Origin of the sequence: Sphingopyxis sp. UBA6723 (assembly GCF_002454115.1) — a bacterium.
Taxonomy (GTDB): domain Bacteria; phylum Pseudomonadota; class Alphaproteobacteria; order Sphingomonadales; family Sphingomonadaceae; genus Sphingopyxis.
Genome location: NZ_DKIH01000013.1, coordinates 288655 through 306059 on the forward strand (window position 1 = coordinate 288655; position 17405 = coordinate 306059).

The following is a 17405-nucleotide window of genomic DNA, read 5'->3' on the forward strand; positions in this document are numbered from 1 at the left end:
AACGTCAAGACCGGCAAATCGGCCCGTTTTGGCGCCAATCAGGTCTCGCAAGGTTGGTGCATATTGCCCTGTCGATCGCGGATCTGCAAGCCCCGCGCATCGCCCTCCGACCAGCTCGCCCGCGGTAGTCGCAAACCTGAAAGCGAGACGCGAGCGGGGCAGAGCTTTGCGCACTGGGGCGGCAGGCGTCCGGGAAGGCGCAGCTCGTCCTCTTCTTCTTGTACCAGCGCGTCGCAGCCTTGGGCGCCGGCAAAGCGCATCCGCCAGCCGTCGCCTTCGCGCACCATCGTTCCGCTGGCGGCACAGGACAAGGTCGTGCCGAAGGCGGCAGTCACCGCAAACCGCCACTGCCCCGCGCCGTTGGGAACGACGCACATCGCGTCGCGGCCCAGATCGTGCGAGCGTTCGAATACCCCGACGGGAGTCGTGGCGTCAGGACTGACGACGCCGCGTTCGCGTGCCGCGATTTCCAACGGGCTATCGGCGTCGATCCCCTGCGCGCTCCGATCCGGCGCGTGCCGCTCGCAGCCGCTGAAAAACAACAGGCCCAGCGCGAGTACAACCTTAGCGTTGCGCATCATCGTCCAGAAACGTCAGCGCCCCGTCCGCCTCGACCCGGCGATAAAAGCACGACCGGCGCCCGGTGTGGCAAGCCGGTCCGGCGGGCGTCACGCGCAGCAACAGCGCGTCCTGATCACAATCGACGCGCATCTCGACCAAAGTCAGCCCGTTGCCCGACGTCTCGCCCTTGCGCCACAGCGCGCCCCGCGATCGCGACCAGAAATGCGCCTGCCGTGTCGCCTGCGTCCGCTCGATCGCCTCGGCGTTCATGTGCGCTACCATCAGCAGCACGTCGGTGTCCGCGTCGGTGACAATGGCGGTCACCAACCCGGCGGCATCGAAACGCGGAAGAAATCGGTCGGTTGTGTCGCGCTGGTGGTCCATGCCCCGCCCTTTAGAGCAGAATTTGGATCCCTGTCATCCCGTCGTTCGCGCGGCCGATGACAATAACATGAATATGGGGGGCGACATTTGCGATCACCCTCCCTATATGCGCGCCAGTCACTGCCCTCGCTGCTGGACCATCATGCTCACCACACACCCTTTCGACGACGACAAGCTCCGCGAGGAGTGCGGCGTCTTTGGTATTCATGGCGCTGACAGCGCTGCCGCGGTCGTTGCGCTGGGACTTCACGCTCTCCAGCACCGCGGACAGGAAGCCGCAGGCATCACCGCCTTCGACGGCAAGGAATTCCACACCCACCGCGCGATGGGGCATGTCGCCGGCAATTTCGACCGTGACGAGATCATGCGCCAGTTGCAGGGCGGGTCGTCGGTGGGCCATGTCCGCTATTCGACGACCGGCGAGACCGCGCTGCGCAACGTCCAGCCGCTGTTCGCCGATCTGTCCACCGGCGGCTTTGCGGTCGCCCATAACGGCAATATTTCCAACGCGACCGCGCTCAAAAAGGTGCTCGTTCGCCGCGGTTCGATCTTTCAGTCGACCAGCGATACCGAGGTGATCATTCATCTCGTCGCGACGTCGAGCTATCGCTCGCTGATCGATCGCTTCATCGACGCCCTGAAACAGGTTGAGGGCGCCTATTCGCTGATCTGCCTGACCGCCGAGGGGATGATCGGGTGCCGCGACCCACTTGGCATCCGCCCACTCGTCATCGGCAAGCTCGGCGACGCGCATATTCTGGCATCGGAAACCGTCGCGCTCGACGTTGTCGGCGCCGAATTTGTGCGCTCGGTCGAACCCGGCGAACTCGTCATCATCCGCGATGGCCAACTGACCTCGCACAGGCCTTTCGCGACGCAGTCGGCGCGCCCGTGCATCTTCGAATATGTCTATTTCTCACGCCCCGATTCGATCGTCGACGGCACCAGCGTCTATTCGGTACGCAAGGCGATCGGCGCGGAGCTGGCGCGCGAAAACCCGGTCGAGGCCGACCTTATCATCCCAGTTCCCGACTCGGGGACGCCTGCGGCGATCGGCTATGCGCAGGAATCGGGTATCCCGTTCGAACTCGGGATCATCCGCTCGCATTATGTCGGCCGCACGTTCATCCAGCCGGGCGACAAGGTCCGTCACCTGGGCGTCAAGCTGAAGCACAACGCCAACCGCGCGCTGATCGCTGGCAAGCGCATCGTGCTGATCGACGATTCGATCGTGCGCGGCACGACGAGCCTTAAAATCGTCCAGATGATGCGCGATGCGGGTGCCGCCGAAGTCCATATGCGCATCGCCAGCCCGCCGACCCAGCACAGCTGCTTTTACGGCGTCGACACCCCTGAACGCGCCAAATTGCTCGCGGCGCAGATGACGGTCGGCCAGATGGCGAACTTCATCAATGCCGACAGCCTTTCCTTTGTAACCATCGACGGGCTCTATCGCGCGCTGGGTGAAGCGAAGCGCACCGACGATGCGCCGCAGTACTGTGATGCCTGCTTTACCGGCGATTATCCGACCACGCTCACCGATTTCGACGAGCATGGGCTGGAAGATCAATTTTCGCTGCTTGCCGAACGGGTTGTCTGACACCATGACTAACAAGACCGAAGAATTGACGGGCCAAGTCGCGCTCGTCACCGGGGCGAGCCGTGGCATCGGCGAAGCGATTGCCGAAGCCTTGGCAGCACGCGGCGCGCATGTCGTGATCACCGCCCGCACCGCGGGCGGGCTCGAAGCGCTCGAAGACCGCATCCACGAAGCGGGCGGCGCCGCGACGATCGCGCCGCTTGACCTGACCGACGGCGACAGCATCGCGCGCCTCGCCAGCGCGATGGCCGAACGCTGGCAGCAGCTCGACATGCTCGTGCTCAACGCCGCGATGCTCGGCACGCTGACCCCGGTCGCGGCGATCGACGGCAAGGAATTCAACAAGCTGTTGACGCTGAACCTGATCGCGCAGCAGGCGCTGATCGCCAATTTCGACCCACTGCTCCGTCGCGCCGCGAACGGCCGGCTGCTCGCCTTGTCGAGCGGCGTCGCCCGGACCCCGCGCGCCTATTGGGGTGCCTATGCCGCATCGAAAGCCGCGTTTGAAACGCTCGTGACCAGCTATGGCGCCGAAATGCGCAACATCTCGACCGTCCGCACCGCGATCCTCGATCCCGGCGGCACCCGGACCCAGATGCGTGCCCGCGCCTATCCCGGCGAAGATGCCAAGAGCATCAAGGAACCCGCAGCAGTCGGGGAGTTTGTCGCCAAGCTGATGGTTGATGGCTTCGATAGCACCGCCTTCCACGCCCTGCCCAAAGTGATGGAAAAGGCTTAACGTCCTCTTTGTTTTCCGGCACTAAGGCAGCCCGATACGACGGGTTTGCAAGGGCGTAGTGATGACCAAGGATGTTTTGCGATCGGCAGTCGCGGCGGTGATCGGAATCGCCGTCGCCTTTGGACTGATCTGGCTGGCGCAATATGCGGGTAACGAAATCTCGCCCGCTGAATATGATCTCGACACCGGCGAAATCTTGATCCCGATCGGATCGACGGTCGCCCTGATCGTCGGCTGGTTCATCGGCACCTTCGCCGGTGGCTGGCTCGCGATGCGGGTCTCCACAGGCACCGGCGCGGGCTGGATCGTCGCCGGGTCAGTAATCGGCGCGGCCCTCTACCGCGCCGTCACCCTGGCCGATACCTGGTGGATCATGGCGCTGGGCGTCGCGGTACCGCTCGCGGCCGTGTGGTTGGCGCAGCGGGCGACAAGGATCATCGCCGACTGAAATACCGTCGCCCCCGCAAAGGCGGGGGCCGTTAGCAGCCTGCCCAGCGGCCCCCGCCTTCGCGGGGGCGACCGGCCTTATTTCGCTTCATTGTCCACCGCAGCCTGCACCGATTTGTAGAACGCCTCACGCGCCGAGCCGACGCCTTCGGGATCGGTCGCCGTCGGCCAGTTGCCGTTCGACGCAATCACCAGCTTGCGCTTGGGATCAATGAAAATGCCCTGACCGAAAATGCCCTGCGCCGCGAAGCTGCCATCGTCGTTGGTCCACCACTGATAGCCATAACCGCGGCCCGGTACATTGATCCCCGCCTGTTTGGTCGTTGCCGCCTCGATCCAGTCGTCGGGGACAATCTTGACCCCGCCCGCAACGCCTCCGTCCAACACAAACTGGCCAAGCCGCGCATAATCCTTGAGGCTCGCCGATATGCAGCACCCGCTGATTTCATGTCCGGTGGCGCCCAGCATCCAAATGGCATCCTGCTCCATACCGAAAGGCTTCCAGACCTTCTCGGACAGATACGCGGAGAGCGTCTTGCCGGTGGCGCTCGATACCAAAACCCCGATCAGGTTCGTTTCGCCGGTGCTGTAAAGCCACTTGGAACCCGCCGGAACATCGCGCGGCAAGGTTTTCATGTAGCTGACAGTGATGTCTTCGCCGGCGACGGGTTTTTGCAGATTGAATAGCGCCACGTCGGATTTCGGATCGGTATAATCCTCGTTCCATTTTACCCCCGACGTCATCGTCAGCAACTGGCGCACCGACACATCGTCATAGGCCGATCCCCTCAGCCCGGGAATATAGACGGTCACCTTGTCGTCGAGGCTCTTGATATAGCCATCCTTCACCGCCGCACCAACGAGGGTCGAGGTAAAGCTTTTGGCGACCGAAAAGCTGGTCCAGCGTCCGTCCGGCCCATAGCCAAGCGCGTATTTCTCCAGCCGTATCTTGCCGTCCTGGACGATGATCAGGCCGGCGTTGCGCTGCTTCGCCATATAGGCATCGACATCGACACTCACGTCGAGCGGGGCGCCTTGCGGCAACGGATAGACCTTACCGCCCGCTTCAACCGTGTTGAATACGACCTTGGGCATGGTTTCGAGGGTGCGAAAGGCGCCGTCGCGTTGATCCTGGGTCCAGAATAGCACATTCATATCCTTTGGCAGCGTGTCGGTCGTTTGGGTGGATGCGGGCGCACTGCACCCCGCCACCGCGGCGCACAAAAGCGCCGCTACCAGATATCGTCGCATAGAAACCCTCTCCCCTGTTTTCAGGCCGTTTTCTCGAGCGTGACTTGCGCAACATTGATACCACCGCCGCGAAACCCGCCCTCGCAATACTGCAAATAATAACGCCAAAGCCGCACGAAACGGTCGTCGAAGCCGGCTGGTAACTGATCGGCAGCGACCGCCGCATCGAACCGTTCGCGCCACTGGCGCAGTGTTTCGGCATAATCCTCGCCAAAGTGGTGGACGTCGCGCCATGCCAGCCCGCGCGCTGCGGCGAGCGCGCGGAAGCGGCTTTCGGAGATCAGGCAGCCCCCCGGAAAGATATAGGCCTGAATGAAGTCGCTGCTCGCCGCGTAGCGCTCGAACAGCGCATCGTTGATGAGGATATATTGGATCGCCGCCTTGCCGCCGGGGCGCAGCAAGCGCGCGATGGCGTCGAGATAGGTCGGCCAATAAGCCTGCCCGACGGCTTCGACCATTTCGACGCTGGCGATCGCGTCATAGGGGCCCTGCGCGTCGCGATAGTCGCAAAGTTCGATGCGCGAGCGTCCTGACAGATCGACCGCTGCGAGCCGTGCATCGGCGATCTCGGCCTGCGACGGAGACAAGGTGATGCCGGTGTAGATCACATCGTGGCGCTCGACGGCACGTTCGGCCAGCGCACCCCAGCCACAGCCGATTTCCAGCAAGCGGCCACCCGATCGCAGATCAAGCCGGTCAAGAATCGCATCGACCTTGCCCGTCTGCGCCTCCTCCAAGGATTGGCCCGGATCGGCGAACAATGCGCTGGAATAATTCATCGCGTTGTCGAGCCACAAGCGATAGAAATCATTGCCCAAATCATAGTGCGCATGGATGTTTCGTTTCGCGCCGCGACGGTCATTGCGGTTCAGGAGATGCGCGAGCTTGTTCAGCCAGCGCAGGGGACCGCGCGCGCGCGCAACGTCGCCCAGCGATTCGCCATTGCGCATGAATAGGTCGAACAGCGGCACCGGATCGGGCGAGGCCCACTCACCCGCGTCCCAGGCGCGATACCAGCCCACCGATCCCGACATCGCCAGCCGCGCGAGAGCGGCCCAGCTATGGAGATGAACAATCGCGGTAGGCCCTTTCCCGCGCCCGCCCAGCAGTCGCACACCGCCATCAGGCGTGTGTGCCTCAATCGTACCGAGCGCGAGCCCCGTGTCGATCCGGTCGAGCAATCGGTGAAACAGTCCGGCAGGCGCCAATGCCAGCAGCCGCGCCATCGCGCCGCCGCTGCGATAAGCGCGATCGGCGCGGAGCAACTGCTTGCCACGGCGCGGGCTGACATGCGTGTTCATAGCGCCCTCCTGCCCCAAAGTCCGGCGCCTGACAATCAGTTGCCGCGCGCCTTCATGACGTCATAGGCCGCCAGCGCACGCTCCCTTGCCTCGCGGTGTCCGATAATTTTTGCCGGGTACGTCGGCGGGCGCTGTCCAAAGGCGTCGGGGTCGTGGAGAGCCGGTTCGGTCAGCTCTGCCAGTTCGGGAACCCAGGCGCGAATATAGTCTGCGGCATCGAACTTCTCCGACTGGGTCAGCGGCGCCATGATCCGCGGAAACATATTGCTGTCGACCCCGCTCCCCGCCACCCACTGCCAGTTGACGGCATTGGAGGCGTAATCGGCATCGACCAATGTATCCCAGAACCATTGCTCGCCCTGCCGCCAGTCGATCAGCAAATGTTTGATCAGGAAGCTCGCCGCGATCATCCGCACCCGGTTGTGCATCCATCCCGTCGCCCACAGCTGGCGCATCCCGGCATCGACAATCGGATAGCCGGTGCGCCCCTGTTGCCAGGCCGCTAGATCGGCATCGGCCGAGCCACCGCTCCGCCATGGCAAAGCGTCATCGAATGCCGAGCGCGCGCTGCGGCTGCCATAATCGGGAAATTGGAGGATGACATTCTGCGCATAGTCGCGCCACCCGATTTCGCCGAGAAAGACATCGACAGATCCCCCGGCATCGGCCGTGCGGTGCCATATTGTCACGGGTGACACCTCACCGAAATGAAGATGCGGTGACAGACGCGAGCTGCCCTCCTGCGACGGCAGGTTGCGGAGGCGATCATAGTCCGCCGCCACATCAACGAAAGCCGCGATCCTTTTGCACGCGCCGGCCTCGCCCGGTGCCCATTCTGCGGCAAAGCCGGTGGCCCAATCGGGCTTGGTCGGTAGCAGCCCCCAGTCAGCGAGCGCATCCGAAGCGGGCCACATATGGGGCGCCGTGATGTCACGCGGACAATTCAACGGACTGGGCGGCGGCATATGCTCCTTCAAAGCCCGCCAGAACGGGGTGTAGATCTTGTACGGCGTGCCGCCCCCGGTGGTCAGCGATCCCGGCGGCAGCAAGTAGTTGCCATCGTGGCACTGCAAGTCGAGCCGCTTCGCCACCGCCTTTTCGGCGTTGCGCCACCATGGTTCGTAGTGGCGCAGGCAGTGCACCGCCGCCGCACCCGTTTCTTCTGCAATCAAAGCGAGTTGTTCTTCACACTTTCCGCGCCGCAGGATCATTCGCGATCCCTTTTCGCGCAGGCTCGCGTCAAGGCTGGCAAGGCTGTGGTGCAGCCACCATCGCGATGCCGCGCCCATGCGGCGATGCTTGGGTGTTTCGTCGTCCAGAATATACACCGGTATCACCGGCCCTGATGCCGCTGCGGCGACCAGTGCTGGCTGATCCGACAGCCGCAAGTCGCGCCGGAACCAGAGAATGACGGGCGCTGTCATTCGTCGCGCGTCGCGGTATCAGGCGCGGTCAGCCGAACCTGGAACCGGTCCTGCGACAAAGGATGCATGAAGCGCTGGTCGCGCAGCATGATGGCGTCCCCGTCCTTCTGCGCCACCGGCATCCGCGCCCAGAATAGAAACGCGCGTGCGTCAGGATCGCCCATCAGCCATAGTTCCAGCCGGGGATCATCCATCCCGGTCGGCTGGCCACTGATGTCGAGATTGCCGCCAACGCCAGGGGTGAAATCGCCGCTCCCGTACCGCTCAGGCGTGCGCCAGAAGATATCGCGCTGCCAGAAAGCCAGCGGCGGAGGGCTGGCAACCACCAGCGCGTCACGATGCCCACTCGCGGCGAGCGCACTCGCGGTCGTCCGTTCGGCGGCGCCGGTGATCAGGCCGTTGGCAAAGATATAGGCGCACACGACTGTAAAGCCGACCCATGCGGGCCTTTGCCAATTCGCCGTCCCGCCTCGCTCTCGGCGTAGCGACAGCCAGACCGACAGGCCGAGCGCGATCCAAATCCACAAGTCGATAATGAAGATCGTGTCGCCATAAAACCATTGCGACGAAAAGGGCTCGAGTAGGCGGATGCCGTAATTGTTCAGCCAGTCGAGCGCCGGGTGGCTGAGGCAACCGATATACGCAAGTGCCAGCAGCCAGCCCTTGTCGATAGGCAGCCGTCCGGTGGGGCGCTTGCCGCGCTTCGTCTGCCAGCGATCGAACCCCAGCATCGCCGCCCACAGCAGGATCGGCAGCACCAGCATCGCGATCGGCCCATGCGTAATCCCGCGCCGAAAGCCCAGATGCTGGACCCCGTCGAGCCACGCCAGACAGGCAGCGTCCACGTCGGGCAGGTTTGCCGCCAGAATCAGCGTCGGGATCGCCAGGCCAGTTTTCTTCTTGAGGCCCATCTGGCCCAGAACCGCGCCGAAGAGGCTGTGCGTGAGATTATCCATCGCCGCTTGGTGGCGTGGATCGGTCTGCTTTGCAATGCGCTATGCGGACCGGTTCACGATCATGTTGTGAGCACCAACGGCTAACGCCTAAAGTTCCGGTCCACCCTCGGTCACGGTCCACGTCTGACCTTTTTTGAGCAGGCCTTGCAAATCGGCAGTCTTGCCCTCGCGGGCGGCCGCATTCTGGCGCCAAACATCGGATTCAAAGGTCGGGCGCGGGTCGTCATACAATACGCCAAGCGCCATCGGGAATTCGCCGAACGGCATTTCGACCAGCATATGCGCAACGCTGCGGTTGGTGACATCATGGACGATCACCCCGGCGGTCTGCCAGTCGCCATCGACGACGTCGACGGTCTTGAGGTGCAGCGCCTCGGCGTCGAGCGCGATCCCTTTGGTGCCTTTGGCATAGAGCATCGGTTCGCCATTTTCGAGCCAAAGCTGGCGATCCTCGGCACCCTTTGGTGCCGCAAAATCCTCGAATACGTCTTTGTTATAGACGATACAGTTCTGGAAAATCTCGATAAAGGCCGCGCCCTTGTGGGCATGAGCCGCTTTCAACACCTCGGGCAGCTTCTTCGACACGTCAAAGCCGCGCGCCACGAAGCGCGATCCGGCGCCCAGCGCGAAAGCCGCGGGCTGCGCCGGGCGATCGACCGAGCCATAGGGCGTCGATGGGCTGGTCGTACCGACGCGGCTGGTCGGGGAATACTGCCCTTTGGTCAGGCCATAAATCTCGTTGTTGAACAGCATGATCTGGCAATCTAGATTGCGGCGGATCAGGTGCATCGTGTGATTGCCGCCGATCGACAGCCCGTCGCCGTCGCCGGTGACGATCCACACGTCGAGGTTCGGGTTGGCGAGCTTCAGCCCCGTCGCAAACGCCGGCGCGCGGCCGTGGATCGTATGAAAGCCATAAGTTTCCATATAATAGGGAAAGCGCGACGAGCAGCCGATACCGCTGATGAACACGGTATTCTCGGGCGCGGTGCCGATTTCGGGCATCGTGCGCTGCACCGCTTTGAGGATCGCATAGTCGCCGCAACCGGGACACCAGCGGACTTCCTGATCGGTTTCCCAATCCTTGAGCGTCGTCGTCCGCGCGATGGTGGTCATCTCGTTCATGCTAGTGCCTCCTCAATGGCGGCTTCAATCTCGGCGATCGTGAAGGGCTGGCCCGACACTTTGTTCACCGGTTTGGCGTCAACCAGATACTGATCGCGCAGCACGGTCTTGAGCTGGCCGGTGTTCATTTCGGGTATGATGACCTTGTCATAGCTTTTGAGCAGTTCGCCCAGATTGGCGGGCAGCGGCCAGATGTGGCGGATATGGATATGGCTGACGTCGGCGCCCTCGGCGCGCTTGCGGCGCACCGCCTGATGGATCGGGCCAAAGGTGGAGCCCCAGCCGACGACCGCCAGCTTGCCGCTTTCTGCGCCAAGTTCGACGATCTGGTCAGGCACTTTGATGCCGTCGATCTTGGCCTTGCGGATGTCGGTCATCATCTGATGGTTCGATGCTTCGTAATTGATGTGGCCGGTATCGATTTCCTTCTCGATCCCGCCGATACGGTGGAGCAGGCCGGGGGTACCGGGCTTGACCCACGGACGCTTGAGGTTTTCGTCGCGGCCATAGGGCTTGAAACCGTCCTCGGGCACCTCCGTCAAGAATTCGACCGGGAACGCTTCGTAGGTCGTGAGATCTGGCACCGCCCATGGCTCAGCCGCATTGGCGATATAGCCATCGGTCAGCAGGATCACCGGGGTCATATATTGCACCGCAATCCGCACCGCCTCAATGGCACATTCGAACGCATCGCCGGGCGAGCGCGCCGAAATCACGGGCATCGGCGCATCGCCGTTGCGGCCATAGACCGCCTGATACAGATCCGACTGCTCGGTCTTCGTCGGCAGGCCGGTCGACGGGCCACCGCGCTGCGAGTTCACGATGACCAGCGGCAGCTCGGTCATGATCGCGAGGCCCATCGCCTCGCCCTTCAGCGCGATCCCAGGCCCTGACGAGCTGGTGACGCCGAGCGATCCGCCATAGCTCGCGCCGATCGCCGAGCAGATGGCGGCGATCTCGTCCTCGGCCTGGAAGGTCGTGACGTCATATTCCTTGAGCCGCGACAGGTGATGGAGAATCGCCGACGCCGGCGTAATCGGATAACCGCCAAAGAACATCGGCAGTTTCGCCAGCTGCGCTCCCGCAACAAGCCCGAGCGCGATGCCCTCGGCACCGGTCAGCGTGCGATAGAGGCCCGGCGCGACGGGCGCGGGATCGACATGGTGCTGCTTGAGCGGCCCGGCCAATTCGGCGGTCTCGCCATAGGCATGACCTGCGTTCAGCGCCGCGATATTCGCCGCGGCCAAATCGGGCGCCTTGGCAAATTTCGCGTTGAGCCAATCGACGAGCGGCGCGCGGTCGCGGTCGAACATCCACAGCGCCAGCCCCAGCGTCCACATATTCTTGCAGCGCAGCGCTTCCTTGTTGCCAAGTCCGAAGGGCTTCACCGCATCCATCGTCAGCTGGCTGATGTTGAGCTTCAGCAACTGCCACTTTGCCAGACTGCCGTCATCGAGCGGGTTGGCGTCATATTTCGCCTTGGCGAGGTTGCGGTCGTTGAACTCGCCCTCGTCGGCGATGATCAGCCCGCCCTGTTTGAGCGAAGGCACATTGGTCTTAAGCGCCGCCGGGTTCATCGCGACGAGCACGTCGGGCGCATCGCCAGCGGTGTCGATCGCCGAGGACCCGAAATTGATCTGGAACGCCGACACGCCAAACAAGGTGCCCTGCGGTGCACGGATCTCGGCGGGAAAATCGGGGAAGGTCGCAAAATCGTTGCCCGCGAGCGCCGAGGACAGCGTGAACTGACCACCGGTCAACTGCATTCCGTCGCCGCTATCGCCTGCAAACCTGACTACCACTGCATCCGAAAGGGGGGACTGCCGCTTGCCGGCTTCGTCCACTACCGCTGTCGCCATTTTATCTTCTGCCTTGAATCTTGCGAACCTGTGACGCTGGCCTAGGCCTGTGGGCGCGATGCCGCAATTCAGAAAAAATTGTGCGCTGCAAACTTCAAACGCCCGAATGGGTTGCCAATTGCCATTGAATTATCCGCCGTGATGCCGAATAGCAGCGCGAACAACAGGCCGCCCAAGCGGAAAGAAGGGATCAGCAGGATGACCGACGGTACCACCCATTTCACGCGTCCCGACGTGGCGATGTTCCTGGCGTTTCTCAACGCGCAGGAAGGCCCCAAGATGGAAGAACTTCCGCCTGCCGAGGCGCGTGAAATGTTTCGGATGATGGCCCAGATGGCCGACGCCCCGCGCGGCGAGATCGCCAAGGTCGAGGATCGGACAATTCCCGGCCCCGCGGGCGAGATTTCAATCCGTCTCTATGACAATCGTCCCGACCGGGAGCCTGGCCCGGTGATGGTCTTTTATCACGGCGGCGGTTGGGTGATCGGCGACCTTGATACCCATGATTCCTATTGCGCCGAAGCTGCGCGGATACTCGACATGCCCGTGATCGCGGTCGATTATCGCCTCGCCCCAGAATATCCCTTCCCTGCCGCGCCCGATGATTGCGAAGCGGCAACGCGCTGGGTTGCCGATCATTTCCCCTGCACCGGCCTGGTCCTGTCGGGAGAAAGTGCCGGCGGGAATCTGACTATCGCGACCGCGCTGACCCTGCGTGACAAACCGGCCTCAAAGCCCGTGATTGCCATGCACCCAATCTATCCCGCCGTGACAACGCACGATGACTGGCAAAGCTACCGCGATTTCGGCGAAGGTCATTTGCTGACAACCGGCAGCATGACCTGGTTCGGCAATCATTATGCCGCGGACCCCACCGATTATCGAGCGTCGCCGCTCGATTTTCCGGCGGAAGGCCTGCCGCCAACCTTGCTCACCACCGCGGGACTCGATCCGCTCCGCGATCAGGGCCGCGCCTATGCCGCGAAGCTGATCGAAGCTGGCGTGCCGACAACCTATCGTGAAGCGGCGGGCAGCATTCACGGCTATATCAATCTCGCGCAAGGCATCCCGAGCGCAAGGGAGGACATTCGCGGCGCCTTGATGGTCTTGAAAGCGATCGTGGCCGAGGCGAGCGGGGCGGCATGATCGACCCTGCCGCCCTGCCCTACCGGCCCTGCGCCGGCATTATGCTCGCCAACCGCGATGGCCGCGTCTTTGTCGGCCAGCGGCTCGATACGTCCAGCGAGGCGTGGCAGATGCCGCAAGGCGGGATCGATCCTGGCGAGGATGCCGAGGAAGCGGCGATTCGCGAGCTCGGCGAAGAAACTGGCGTCCATGGCGGACTGGTCGAAATCATCGCGCGCAGCCGCGAGGAGTATTTCTATGACCTGCCCAATCAATTGATCGGCAAGATGTGGGGCGGAAAATATCGGGGCCAGCGCCAGCACTGGTTCCTGATGCGCTTCATGGGCGAAGACCACGACATCAACATCCACACCAAGCACCAGGAATTTCGCGCTTGGAAGTGGGCCGAACTGAACGAAATCGAAAAGCTGATCGTCCCGTTCAAGCGTGTCCTTTATCGCAGCTTGGTTGAGGAATTCGGCCCGCTGGTCTGATCGCGTAGCGCCAGCGCCGTGCGAAAGACGTCGGCGAACATCTCGGGGGTCAGTCGCCCGGTGTTCGTGTTGTACCGCGAACAATGATAGCTATCGACCAGGCGCTGCCGATCCCCGAGCCGATGAATGGCGCCATGACCGAAAGAATGCGCCGCCAGCCGTACTCCAGCCGCTCTCAGCACGGCATCATGTGCGATACGCCCCAGCGCGATGATAACGCGCACATGGCTCAAGGCGGCCAGTTGCTTCTCGAAAAACGGTCGGCAATTCGCAATCTCTGCAGGCGTCGGCTTGTTCTGCGGCGGCAGGCATTTGACGCTGTTGACGATGATCGCACCATCCAGCCTGAGCCCATCGTCGATCCGGCCATCATATTGTCCTTTGCTCAGCCCGAATGCAGCCAGCGTGGCGAACAGCAGGTCGCCCGCATAGTCGCCGGTGAATGGCCGCCCCGTCCGGTTGGCGCCATGTTTGCCCGGCGCCAGCCCCGCAAAGGCGAGCCAGGCGTCGGGATCGCCGAATGTATAAACCGGCGCGTTCCACCAATCGGGATGCTCGGCCTGACACGCTCGCCGAAAGGCGACGAGCCGCGGGCAGCGCGCACAATCGCGCGGCGGCTCGGTTCCGGGCAATGGGCTGTCAATTTCCACGCATCTGCGATAGGCGCGGGACCATGAGCAACGCAATGCCGCTTCCGCTTTACGCCATCGGGCTCGGGTCGAACCGGCGCCACGCGTGCTACGGCGATCCGCGCGCGGTTCTGCTCGCAGCGCTCGCGGCGTTGGAGAGTGACGACATCGAGGCCGTCGATTCCAGCCCGATCATTGCCAGCGACCCGGTCGGTCCCTCGCGCCGCCGCTATGCCAACGCGGTCGCCTTGGTCGCATCGACGCTGAGCCCGCCCGAAATGCTCGCAAGACTGCACGCGATCGAAGCCACCTTTGGCCGCCGCACCGGACAGCGCTGGAGCGCGCGGACGCTCGACCTCGACATTCTCCTCTGGTCGGGCGGCATCTGGTCCGACAGCACGCTCACCATCCCTCACCCCGCGATCGAACAGCGCGCCTTTGTCCTCGGCCCGCTGCGCGCGATCGTTCCCGAATGGCAGCACCCGCTCCACGGTCGGAGCGTCCGCCAACTCGCCGCGCGCCTCGCACGTCCAAAGCCGGTTGACCGGGGCGCAGCGGCGCACTAGGGCGACGGCTCACTTCGCACGCCGCCTTTGCAGCGCCGCGATGGGCCCTTAGCTCAGTCGGTAGAGCAACTGACTTTTAATCAGTAGGTCGCTGGTTCGAACCCAGCAGGGCTCACCATATTTGATGGTTTGCAACGATAGACCGGCGCGCGTGGCGCCGCTGGTCATCTGCACGCGTCGATATTCGTGCGTCCATTACCTCCGAATTTACCGATTGGCTTGATAAGAGAGCCTTCGGCAGCGCATGGCTCTTCTGCGCAATTCGGTGTTTCGGCGGGAATCAAAGTTGACAACACTCATTACTGGCGCCGCTGGCTTTATCGGGATGCATGTGGCAACGACACTGCTGGGCCGTGGCGAGCGTGTCGTCGGCATCGACAATTTCACCCCCTATTATTCACTCGCGCTCAAACGCGCGCGCGTGGCGCATCTGGCGGAGCGCCATAGCGAACGGTTTACATTTCTGGACGTCGATTTCGGCGATGCGGCCGCACTCGACGCGGCGCTTGCCGATGCCAAGATCGATCGGATCGTGCATCTCGGGGCGCAGCCGGGGGTGCGTTATTCGCTCGAAAACCCAGCAGCTTACATCCATTCGAACATCTCGGGGCATGTGAATATACTTGAGCTCGCGCGTCATCGCAGCGTTGCGCACCTCGTCTATGCGTCTTCGTCGTCGGTCTATGGGATGCGGGCCGATACGCCGTTTCGGGTCGCGGACCGCGCCGATACACCGATCTCGCTCTACGCCGCAACGAAACGCGCCGATGAGTTGATGAGCGAGACCTATGCGCATCTCTTTCGCATACCGCAGACCGGTCTGCGCTTTTTCACGGTCTATGGCCCCTGGGGTCGCCCCGACATGGCGGTCTGGAAGTTCACCGAGGCGGTCCTGCAAGGCCGTCCGATCGACGTATACAATCACGGTGACATGCTGCGCGACTTCACCTTTATCGATGACATCGTCAACGGCGTGGTGCTGGCGCTCGATCAACCGCCAGAAGATGACAAGCGCGAGAAACCAGGCGGCTTCACCACGCCACATCGATTGTACAACATCGGCAACAACCGCCCTGAGCAGCTGACCGACTTGATTCGCGCAATCGAGGCCGCGTGCGATCGCAAAGCCGAGATCAACCTGCTGCCAATGCAGGACGGCGACGTGTATCAGACCTTCGCCGATATCGACGATATCAGCCGCGACCTCGGCTTCGCGCCGACGACACCGATGGCGGTCGGTATTCCCGCATTTGTCGATTGGTATCGCCAGGATTGGCAGAAGCGCCAGTAGGATCATGGTGCAAGGCGCGCTATCCCATCGCGTCCGAAGATTCGTTCAAAGGCAAGGCACTTCATGAAAATCCTATTGACCGGCGGCACGGGATATATCGGCAGCCACGTTGCAGCGGCGTTGATAGCGTCGGGCCATCTGGTCGTCTGTTTCGACAACCTCGCCAACAGCGATGCTGCGGTGATCGACCGGCTTGAGGCAATTACGGGGACCGCCATTCCGCTGATCGTCGGTGACATTCGCGATGGCGATGCTCTGCGCAACGCCCTTATTGCCCATAACATCGAAGCCGTCATCCATTTCGCAGGCCTGAAAGCCGTCGGCGAATCGGTCGCCGAGCCGATCAAATATTACGACAATAATGTCCGCGGCACGCTGTCGCTCGTGCAGGCGATGACCGATTGCAGGGTCAAAACGCTCGTCTTTTCGTCCAGCGCAACGGTCTATGGCCAGCCGCGTTATCTGCCGCTCGACGAAAATCACCCGACGTCGGCCACCAATCCCTATGGCCGCACCAAGCTGATGATCGAGGAAATGCTGACCGATATCGCGGCTTCCGATCCCCAATGGCGCATCGCGACGCTGCGCTATTTCAATCCAGTCGGCGCGCATGACAGCGGCCTGATTGGCGAGAATCCGACGGGCATTCCGAACAATCTGATGCCCTTCATCAGCCGCGTTGCTGCCGGTCGGCTCGCTGAGCTGTCGGTCTTCGGCAACGACTATGACACCCCCGACGGCACTGGCGTGCGCGACTATATTCATGTCGTCGATCTCGCCGACGGCCACGTCGCAGCGCTCAACACGATCGCTGACACCGAGCCCGGCCTGTCGACCTGGAACCTCGGCACCGGACAAGGCTATTCGGTCCTTGATATGGTTCAGGCGTTCGAACGCGTGAACGGCGTCAGCATCCCCTATCGCATCGCGCCACGCCGTGACGGCGATGTGGCGAGCTGCTACGCAAGCCCCGAACGCGCCGCGCAGGAACTGGGCTGGACTGCGCAGCGCGATCTCGAAGCTATGTGTGCGTCGAGCTGGAGCTTCGAACGCACGCTGGCAATGCGCAATTCGGGCTAGCCGAACCAGCCCGCGGTCTGGACGAGTACCCACAGGCCGATCAACAGGAAGAGCGCCGCCGCGATCATCCGCACCATTGCGAGATCGACGCGCTTGAGCAGTTCATGCCCCAGGAAGATCGCTGGCACGTTTGCGATCATCATGCCCAGTGTCGTGCCGGCGGTGACCGCGACGACATCATGATATTGCGCGCCGAGCGCAATCGTCGCGATTTGCGTCTTGTCGCCCATTTCGACGAGAAAGAAGGCGACCAGCGTCGTCAGGAAGGCGCCGAAGCGCGGCTTCGGCGCATCCTCGTCATCGAATTTATCAGGGATCAGTGTCCACGCCGCCATCGCGATAAACGACAGGCCGATCGCGTAGCGGAAGATATCGCTATCGAGGAAGCTCGCCGCTGACGCGCCCAGCAGCGCCGCGAGGGCATGGTTGGCGAGCGTCGCGACCAGGATGCCGAGGATAATCGGCAGCGGGCGATTGAACCGCGTCGCGAGCAATATCGCGAGCAATTGCGTCTTGTCGCCGATTTCGGCGAGCGCGACGACCGCGGTCGAGGTGAGCATGGCTTCCATGAAA

Annotated in this window: 18 protein-coding genes and 1 tRNA gene; 9 read left to right on the forward strand and 10 right to left on the reverse strand. The window is 62.6% G+C overall.

The genetic code is table 11. The annotated features are described in order from the left end of the window. Positions 1-38: 38 nt before the first annotated feature. On the reverse strand, positions 39-581 hold the full coding sequence (locus B4F07_RS14750) for a hypothetical protein (protein WP_293700563.1): 543 nt from the start codon (positions 579-581) through the stop codon (positions 39-41). Further along, positions 565-945 carry a phosphoribosyl-AMP cyclohydrolase gene (gene hisI, locus B4F07_RS14755; protein ID WP_293700564.1) on the reverse strand — a complete coding sequence of 127 codons (381 nt, stop codon included), beginning with the start codon at positions 943-945 and terminating at the stop codon, positions 565-567. Before hisI ends, B4F07_RS14750 begins: the two co-directional genes overlap by 17 nt. A gap of 142 nt (positions 946-1087) precedes the next feature. On the opposite strand from hisI, the gene purF reads away from it, so the two are divergent. From purF to B4F07_RS14770, 3 genes are all read left to right on the forward strand, one after another. Further along, entirely contained in the window at positions 1088-2545 is a 1458-nt protein-coding gene (gene purF / locus B4F07_RS14760) for an amidophosphoribosyltransferase (RefSeq protein WP_293700566.1), read from the forward strand. Between the two features lie 4 nt (positions 2546-2549). Continuing rightward, entirely contained in the window at positions 2550-3284 is a 735-nt protein-coding gene (locus B4F07_RS14765) for an SDR family NAD(P)-dependent oxidoreductase (RefSeq protein ID WP_293700567.1), read from the forward strand. A 61-nt stretch (positions 3285-3345) separates the two neighbouring features. Continuing rightward, entirely contained in the window at positions 3346-3732 is a 387-nt protein-coding gene (locus B4F07_RS14770; protein WP_293700569.1) for a hypothetical protein, read from the forward strand. A gap of 77 nt (positions 3733-3809) precedes the next feature. Here the strand turns inward: B4F07_RS14770 and B4F07_RS14775 are convergent, their stop codons facing one another. From B4F07_RS14775 to B4F07_RS14800, 6 genes are all read right to left on the reverse strand, one after another. Continuing rightward, positions 3810-4886 carry a serine hydrolase gene (locus tag B4F07_RS14775; protein ID WP_349681335.1) on the reverse strand — a complete coding sequence of 359 codons (1077 nt, stop codon included), beginning with the start codon at positions 4884-4886 and terminating at the stop codon, positions 3810-3812. A 116-nt stretch (positions 4887-5002) separates the two neighbouring features. Beyond that, a complete protein-coding gene (locus B4F07_RS14780; RefSeq protein ID WP_293700571.1) occupies positions 5003-6283 on the reverse strand; it encodes an SAM-dependent methyltransferase in 1281 nt (426 codons plus the stop codon). Between the two features lie 35 nt (positions 6284-6318). After that, positions 6319-7707: a cryptochrome/photolyase family protein gene (locus B4F07_RS14785; protein WP_293700572.1), complete on the reverse strand. Its 1389-nt coding sequence runs from the start codon at positions 7705-7707 to the stop codon at positions 6319-6321. Continuing rightward, entirely contained in the window at positions 7704-8663 is a 960-nt protein-coding gene (locus tag B4F07_RS14790; RefSeq protein WP_293700574.1) for a metal-dependent hydrolase, read from the reverse strand. The genes B4F07_RS14785 and B4F07_RS14790 overlap by 4 nt, the downstream gene beginning before the upstream one ends. Positions 8664-8750: 87 nt before the next feature. After that, the gene (locus B4F07_RS14795; protein WP_293700575.1) at positions 8751-9788 is read right to left on the reverse strand and encodes a 2-oxoacid:ferredoxin oxidoreductase subunit beta; all 1038 of its coding nucleotides are present in this window, start codon (positions 9786-9788) and stop codon (positions 8751-8753) included. After that, a complete protein-coding gene (locus B4F07_RS14800; RefSeq protein ID WP_293700577.1) occupies positions 9785-11647 on the reverse strand; it encodes a 2-oxoacid:acceptor oxidoreductase subunit alpha in 1863 nt (620 codons plus the stop codon). Before B4F07_RS14800 ends, B4F07_RS14795 begins: the two co-directional genes overlap by 4 nt. Before the next feature lie 198 nt (positions 11648-11845). Between B4F07_RS14800 and B4F07_RS14805 the strand changes: the two genes are divergently transcribed. Together B4F07_RS14805 and B4F07_RS14810 are read left to right on the forward strand one after the other, a co-directional pair. Continuing rightward, the gene (locus B4F07_RS14805) at positions 11846-12793 is read left to right on the forward strand and encodes an alpha/beta hydrolase (protein ID WP_293700578.1); all 948 of its coding nucleotides are present in this window, start codon (positions 11846-11848) and stop codon (positions 12791-12793) included. Further along, the gene (locus B4F07_RS14810) at positions 12790-13266 is read left to right on the forward strand and encodes an RNA pyrophosphohydrolase (protein ID WP_293700580.1); all 477 of its coding nucleotides are present in this window, start codon (positions 12790-12792) and stop codon (positions 13264-13266) included. The genes B4F07_RS14805 and B4F07_RS14810 overlap by 4 nt, the downstream gene beginning before the upstream one ends. Here the strand turns inward: B4F07_RS14810 and B4F07_RS14815 are convergent. Then, the gene (locus B4F07_RS14815) at positions 13227-13916 is read right to left on the reverse strand and encodes a uracil-DNA glycosylase (protein WP_293700582.1); all 690 of its coding nucleotides are present in this window, start codon (positions 13914-13916) and stop codon (positions 13227-13229) included. The two genes, B4F07_RS14810 and B4F07_RS14815, sit on opposite strands and share 40 nt — an antisense overlap. 23 nt (positions 13917-13939) lie before the next feature. Here B4F07_RS14815 and folK point away from each other — a divergent pair, with 23 nt between their 5' ends. The 4 genes from folK (at position 13940) to galE (ending at position 16832) form a co-directional block, all read left to right on the forward strand. Then, positions 13940-14461 carry a 2-amino-4-hydroxy-6-hydroxymethyldihydropteridine diphosphokinase gene (gene folK / locus B4F07_RS14820; RefSeq protein ID WP_293700584.1) on the forward strand — a complete coding sequence of 174 codons (522 nt, stop codon included), beginning with the start codon at positions 13940-13942 and terminating at the stop codon, positions 14459-14461. 42 nt (positions 14462-14503) lie between these two features. Further along, a tRNA-Lys gene (locus B4F07_RS14825) sits at positions 14504-14579 on the forward strand. 168 nt (positions 14580-14747) lie between these two features. Then, the gene (locus B4F07_RS14830; protein ID WP_293700586.1) at positions 14748-15752 is read left to right on the forward strand and encodes an NAD-dependent epimerase/dehydratase family protein; all 1005 of its coding nucleotides are present in this window, start codon (positions 14748-14750) and stop codon (positions 15750-15752) included. Between the two features lie 63 nt (positions 15753-15815). After that, positions 15816-16832: a UDP-glucose 4-epimerase GalE gene (galE, locus tag B4F07_RS14835; protein ID WP_293700588.1), complete on the forward strand. Its 1017-nt coding sequence runs from the start codon at positions 15816-15818 to the stop codon at positions 16830-16832. On the opposite strand, the gene B4F07_RS14840 is transcribed toward galE, so the two are convergent. After that, a complete protein-coding gene (locus B4F07_RS14840) occupies positions 16829-17401 on the reverse strand; it encodes a TMEM165/GDT1 family protein (protein ID WP_293700589.1) in 573 nt (190 codons plus the stop codon). The two genes, galE and B4F07_RS14840, sit on opposite strands and share 4 nt — an antisense overlap. Between the last annotated feature and the right edge of the window lie 4 nt (positions 17402-17405).

Bases quoted from the DNA above. Each gene is read 5' to 3' on its own strand.
- B4F07_RS14800 (WP_293700577.1), bottom strand. From the start codon at position 11,647: ATGGCGACAGCGGTAGTGGACGAAGCCGGCAAGCGGCAGTCCCCCCTT.
- folK (WP_293700584.1), top strand. From the start codon at position 13,940: ATGAGCAACGCAATGCCGCTTCCGCTTTACGCCATCGGGCTCGGGTCG.
- B4F07_RS14775 (WP_349681335.1), bottom strand. From the start codon at position 4,886: ATGAATGTGCTATTCTGGACCCAGGATCAACGCGACGGCGCCTTTCGC.
- B4F07_RS14840 (WP_293700589.1), bottom strand. From the start codon at position 17,401: ATGGAAGCCATGCTCACCTCGACCGCGGTCGTCGCGCTCGCCGAAATC.
- galE (WP_293700588.1), top strand. From the start codon at position 15,816: ATGAAAATCCTATTGACCGGCGGCACGGGATATATCGGCAGCCACGTT.
- B4F07_RS14750 (WP_293700563.1), bottom strand. From the start codon at position 581: ATGATGCGCAACGCTAAGGTTGTACTCGCGCTGGGCCTGTTGTTTTTC.
- B4F07_RS14785 (WP_293700572.1), bottom strand. From the start codon at position 7,707: ATGACAGCGCCCGTCATTCTCTGGTTCCGGCGCGACTTGCGGCTGTCG.
- B4F07_RS14780 (WP_293700571.1), bottom strand. From the start codon at position 6,283: ATGAACACGCATGTCAGCCCGCGCCGTGGCAAGCAGTTGCTCCGCGCC.
- hisI (WP_293700564.1), bottom strand. From the start codon at position 945: ATGGACCACCAGCGCGACACAACCGACCGATTTCTTCCGCGTTTCGAT.
- B4F07_RS14790 (WP_293700574.1), bottom strand. From the start codon at position 8,663: ATGGATAATCTCACGCACAGCCTCTTCGGCGCGGTTCTGGGCCAGATG.
- B4F07_RS14795 (WP_293700575.1), bottom strand. From the start codon at position 9,788: ATGAACGAGATGACCACCATCGCGCGGACGACGACGCTCAAGGATTGG.
- B4F07_RS14770 (WP_293700569.1), top strand. From the start codon at position 3,346: ATGACCAAGGATGTTTTGCGATCGGCAGTCGCGGCGGTGATCGGAATC.
- B4F07_RS14810 (WP_293700580.1), top strand. From the start codon at position 12,790: ATGATCGACCCTGCCGCCCTGCCCTACCGGCCCTGCGCCGGCATTATG.
- purF (WP_293700566.1), top strand. From the start codon at position 1,088: ATGCTCACCACACACCCTTTCGACGACGACAAGCTCCGCGAGGAGTGC.
- B4F07_RS14765 (WP_293700567.1), top strand. From the start codon at position 2,550: ATGACTAACAAGACCGAAGAATTGACGGGCCAAGTCGCGCTCGTCACC.
- B4F07_RS14805 (WP_293700578.1), top strand. From the start codon at position 11,846: ATGACCGACGGTACCACCCATTTCACGCGTCCCGACGTGGCGATGTTC.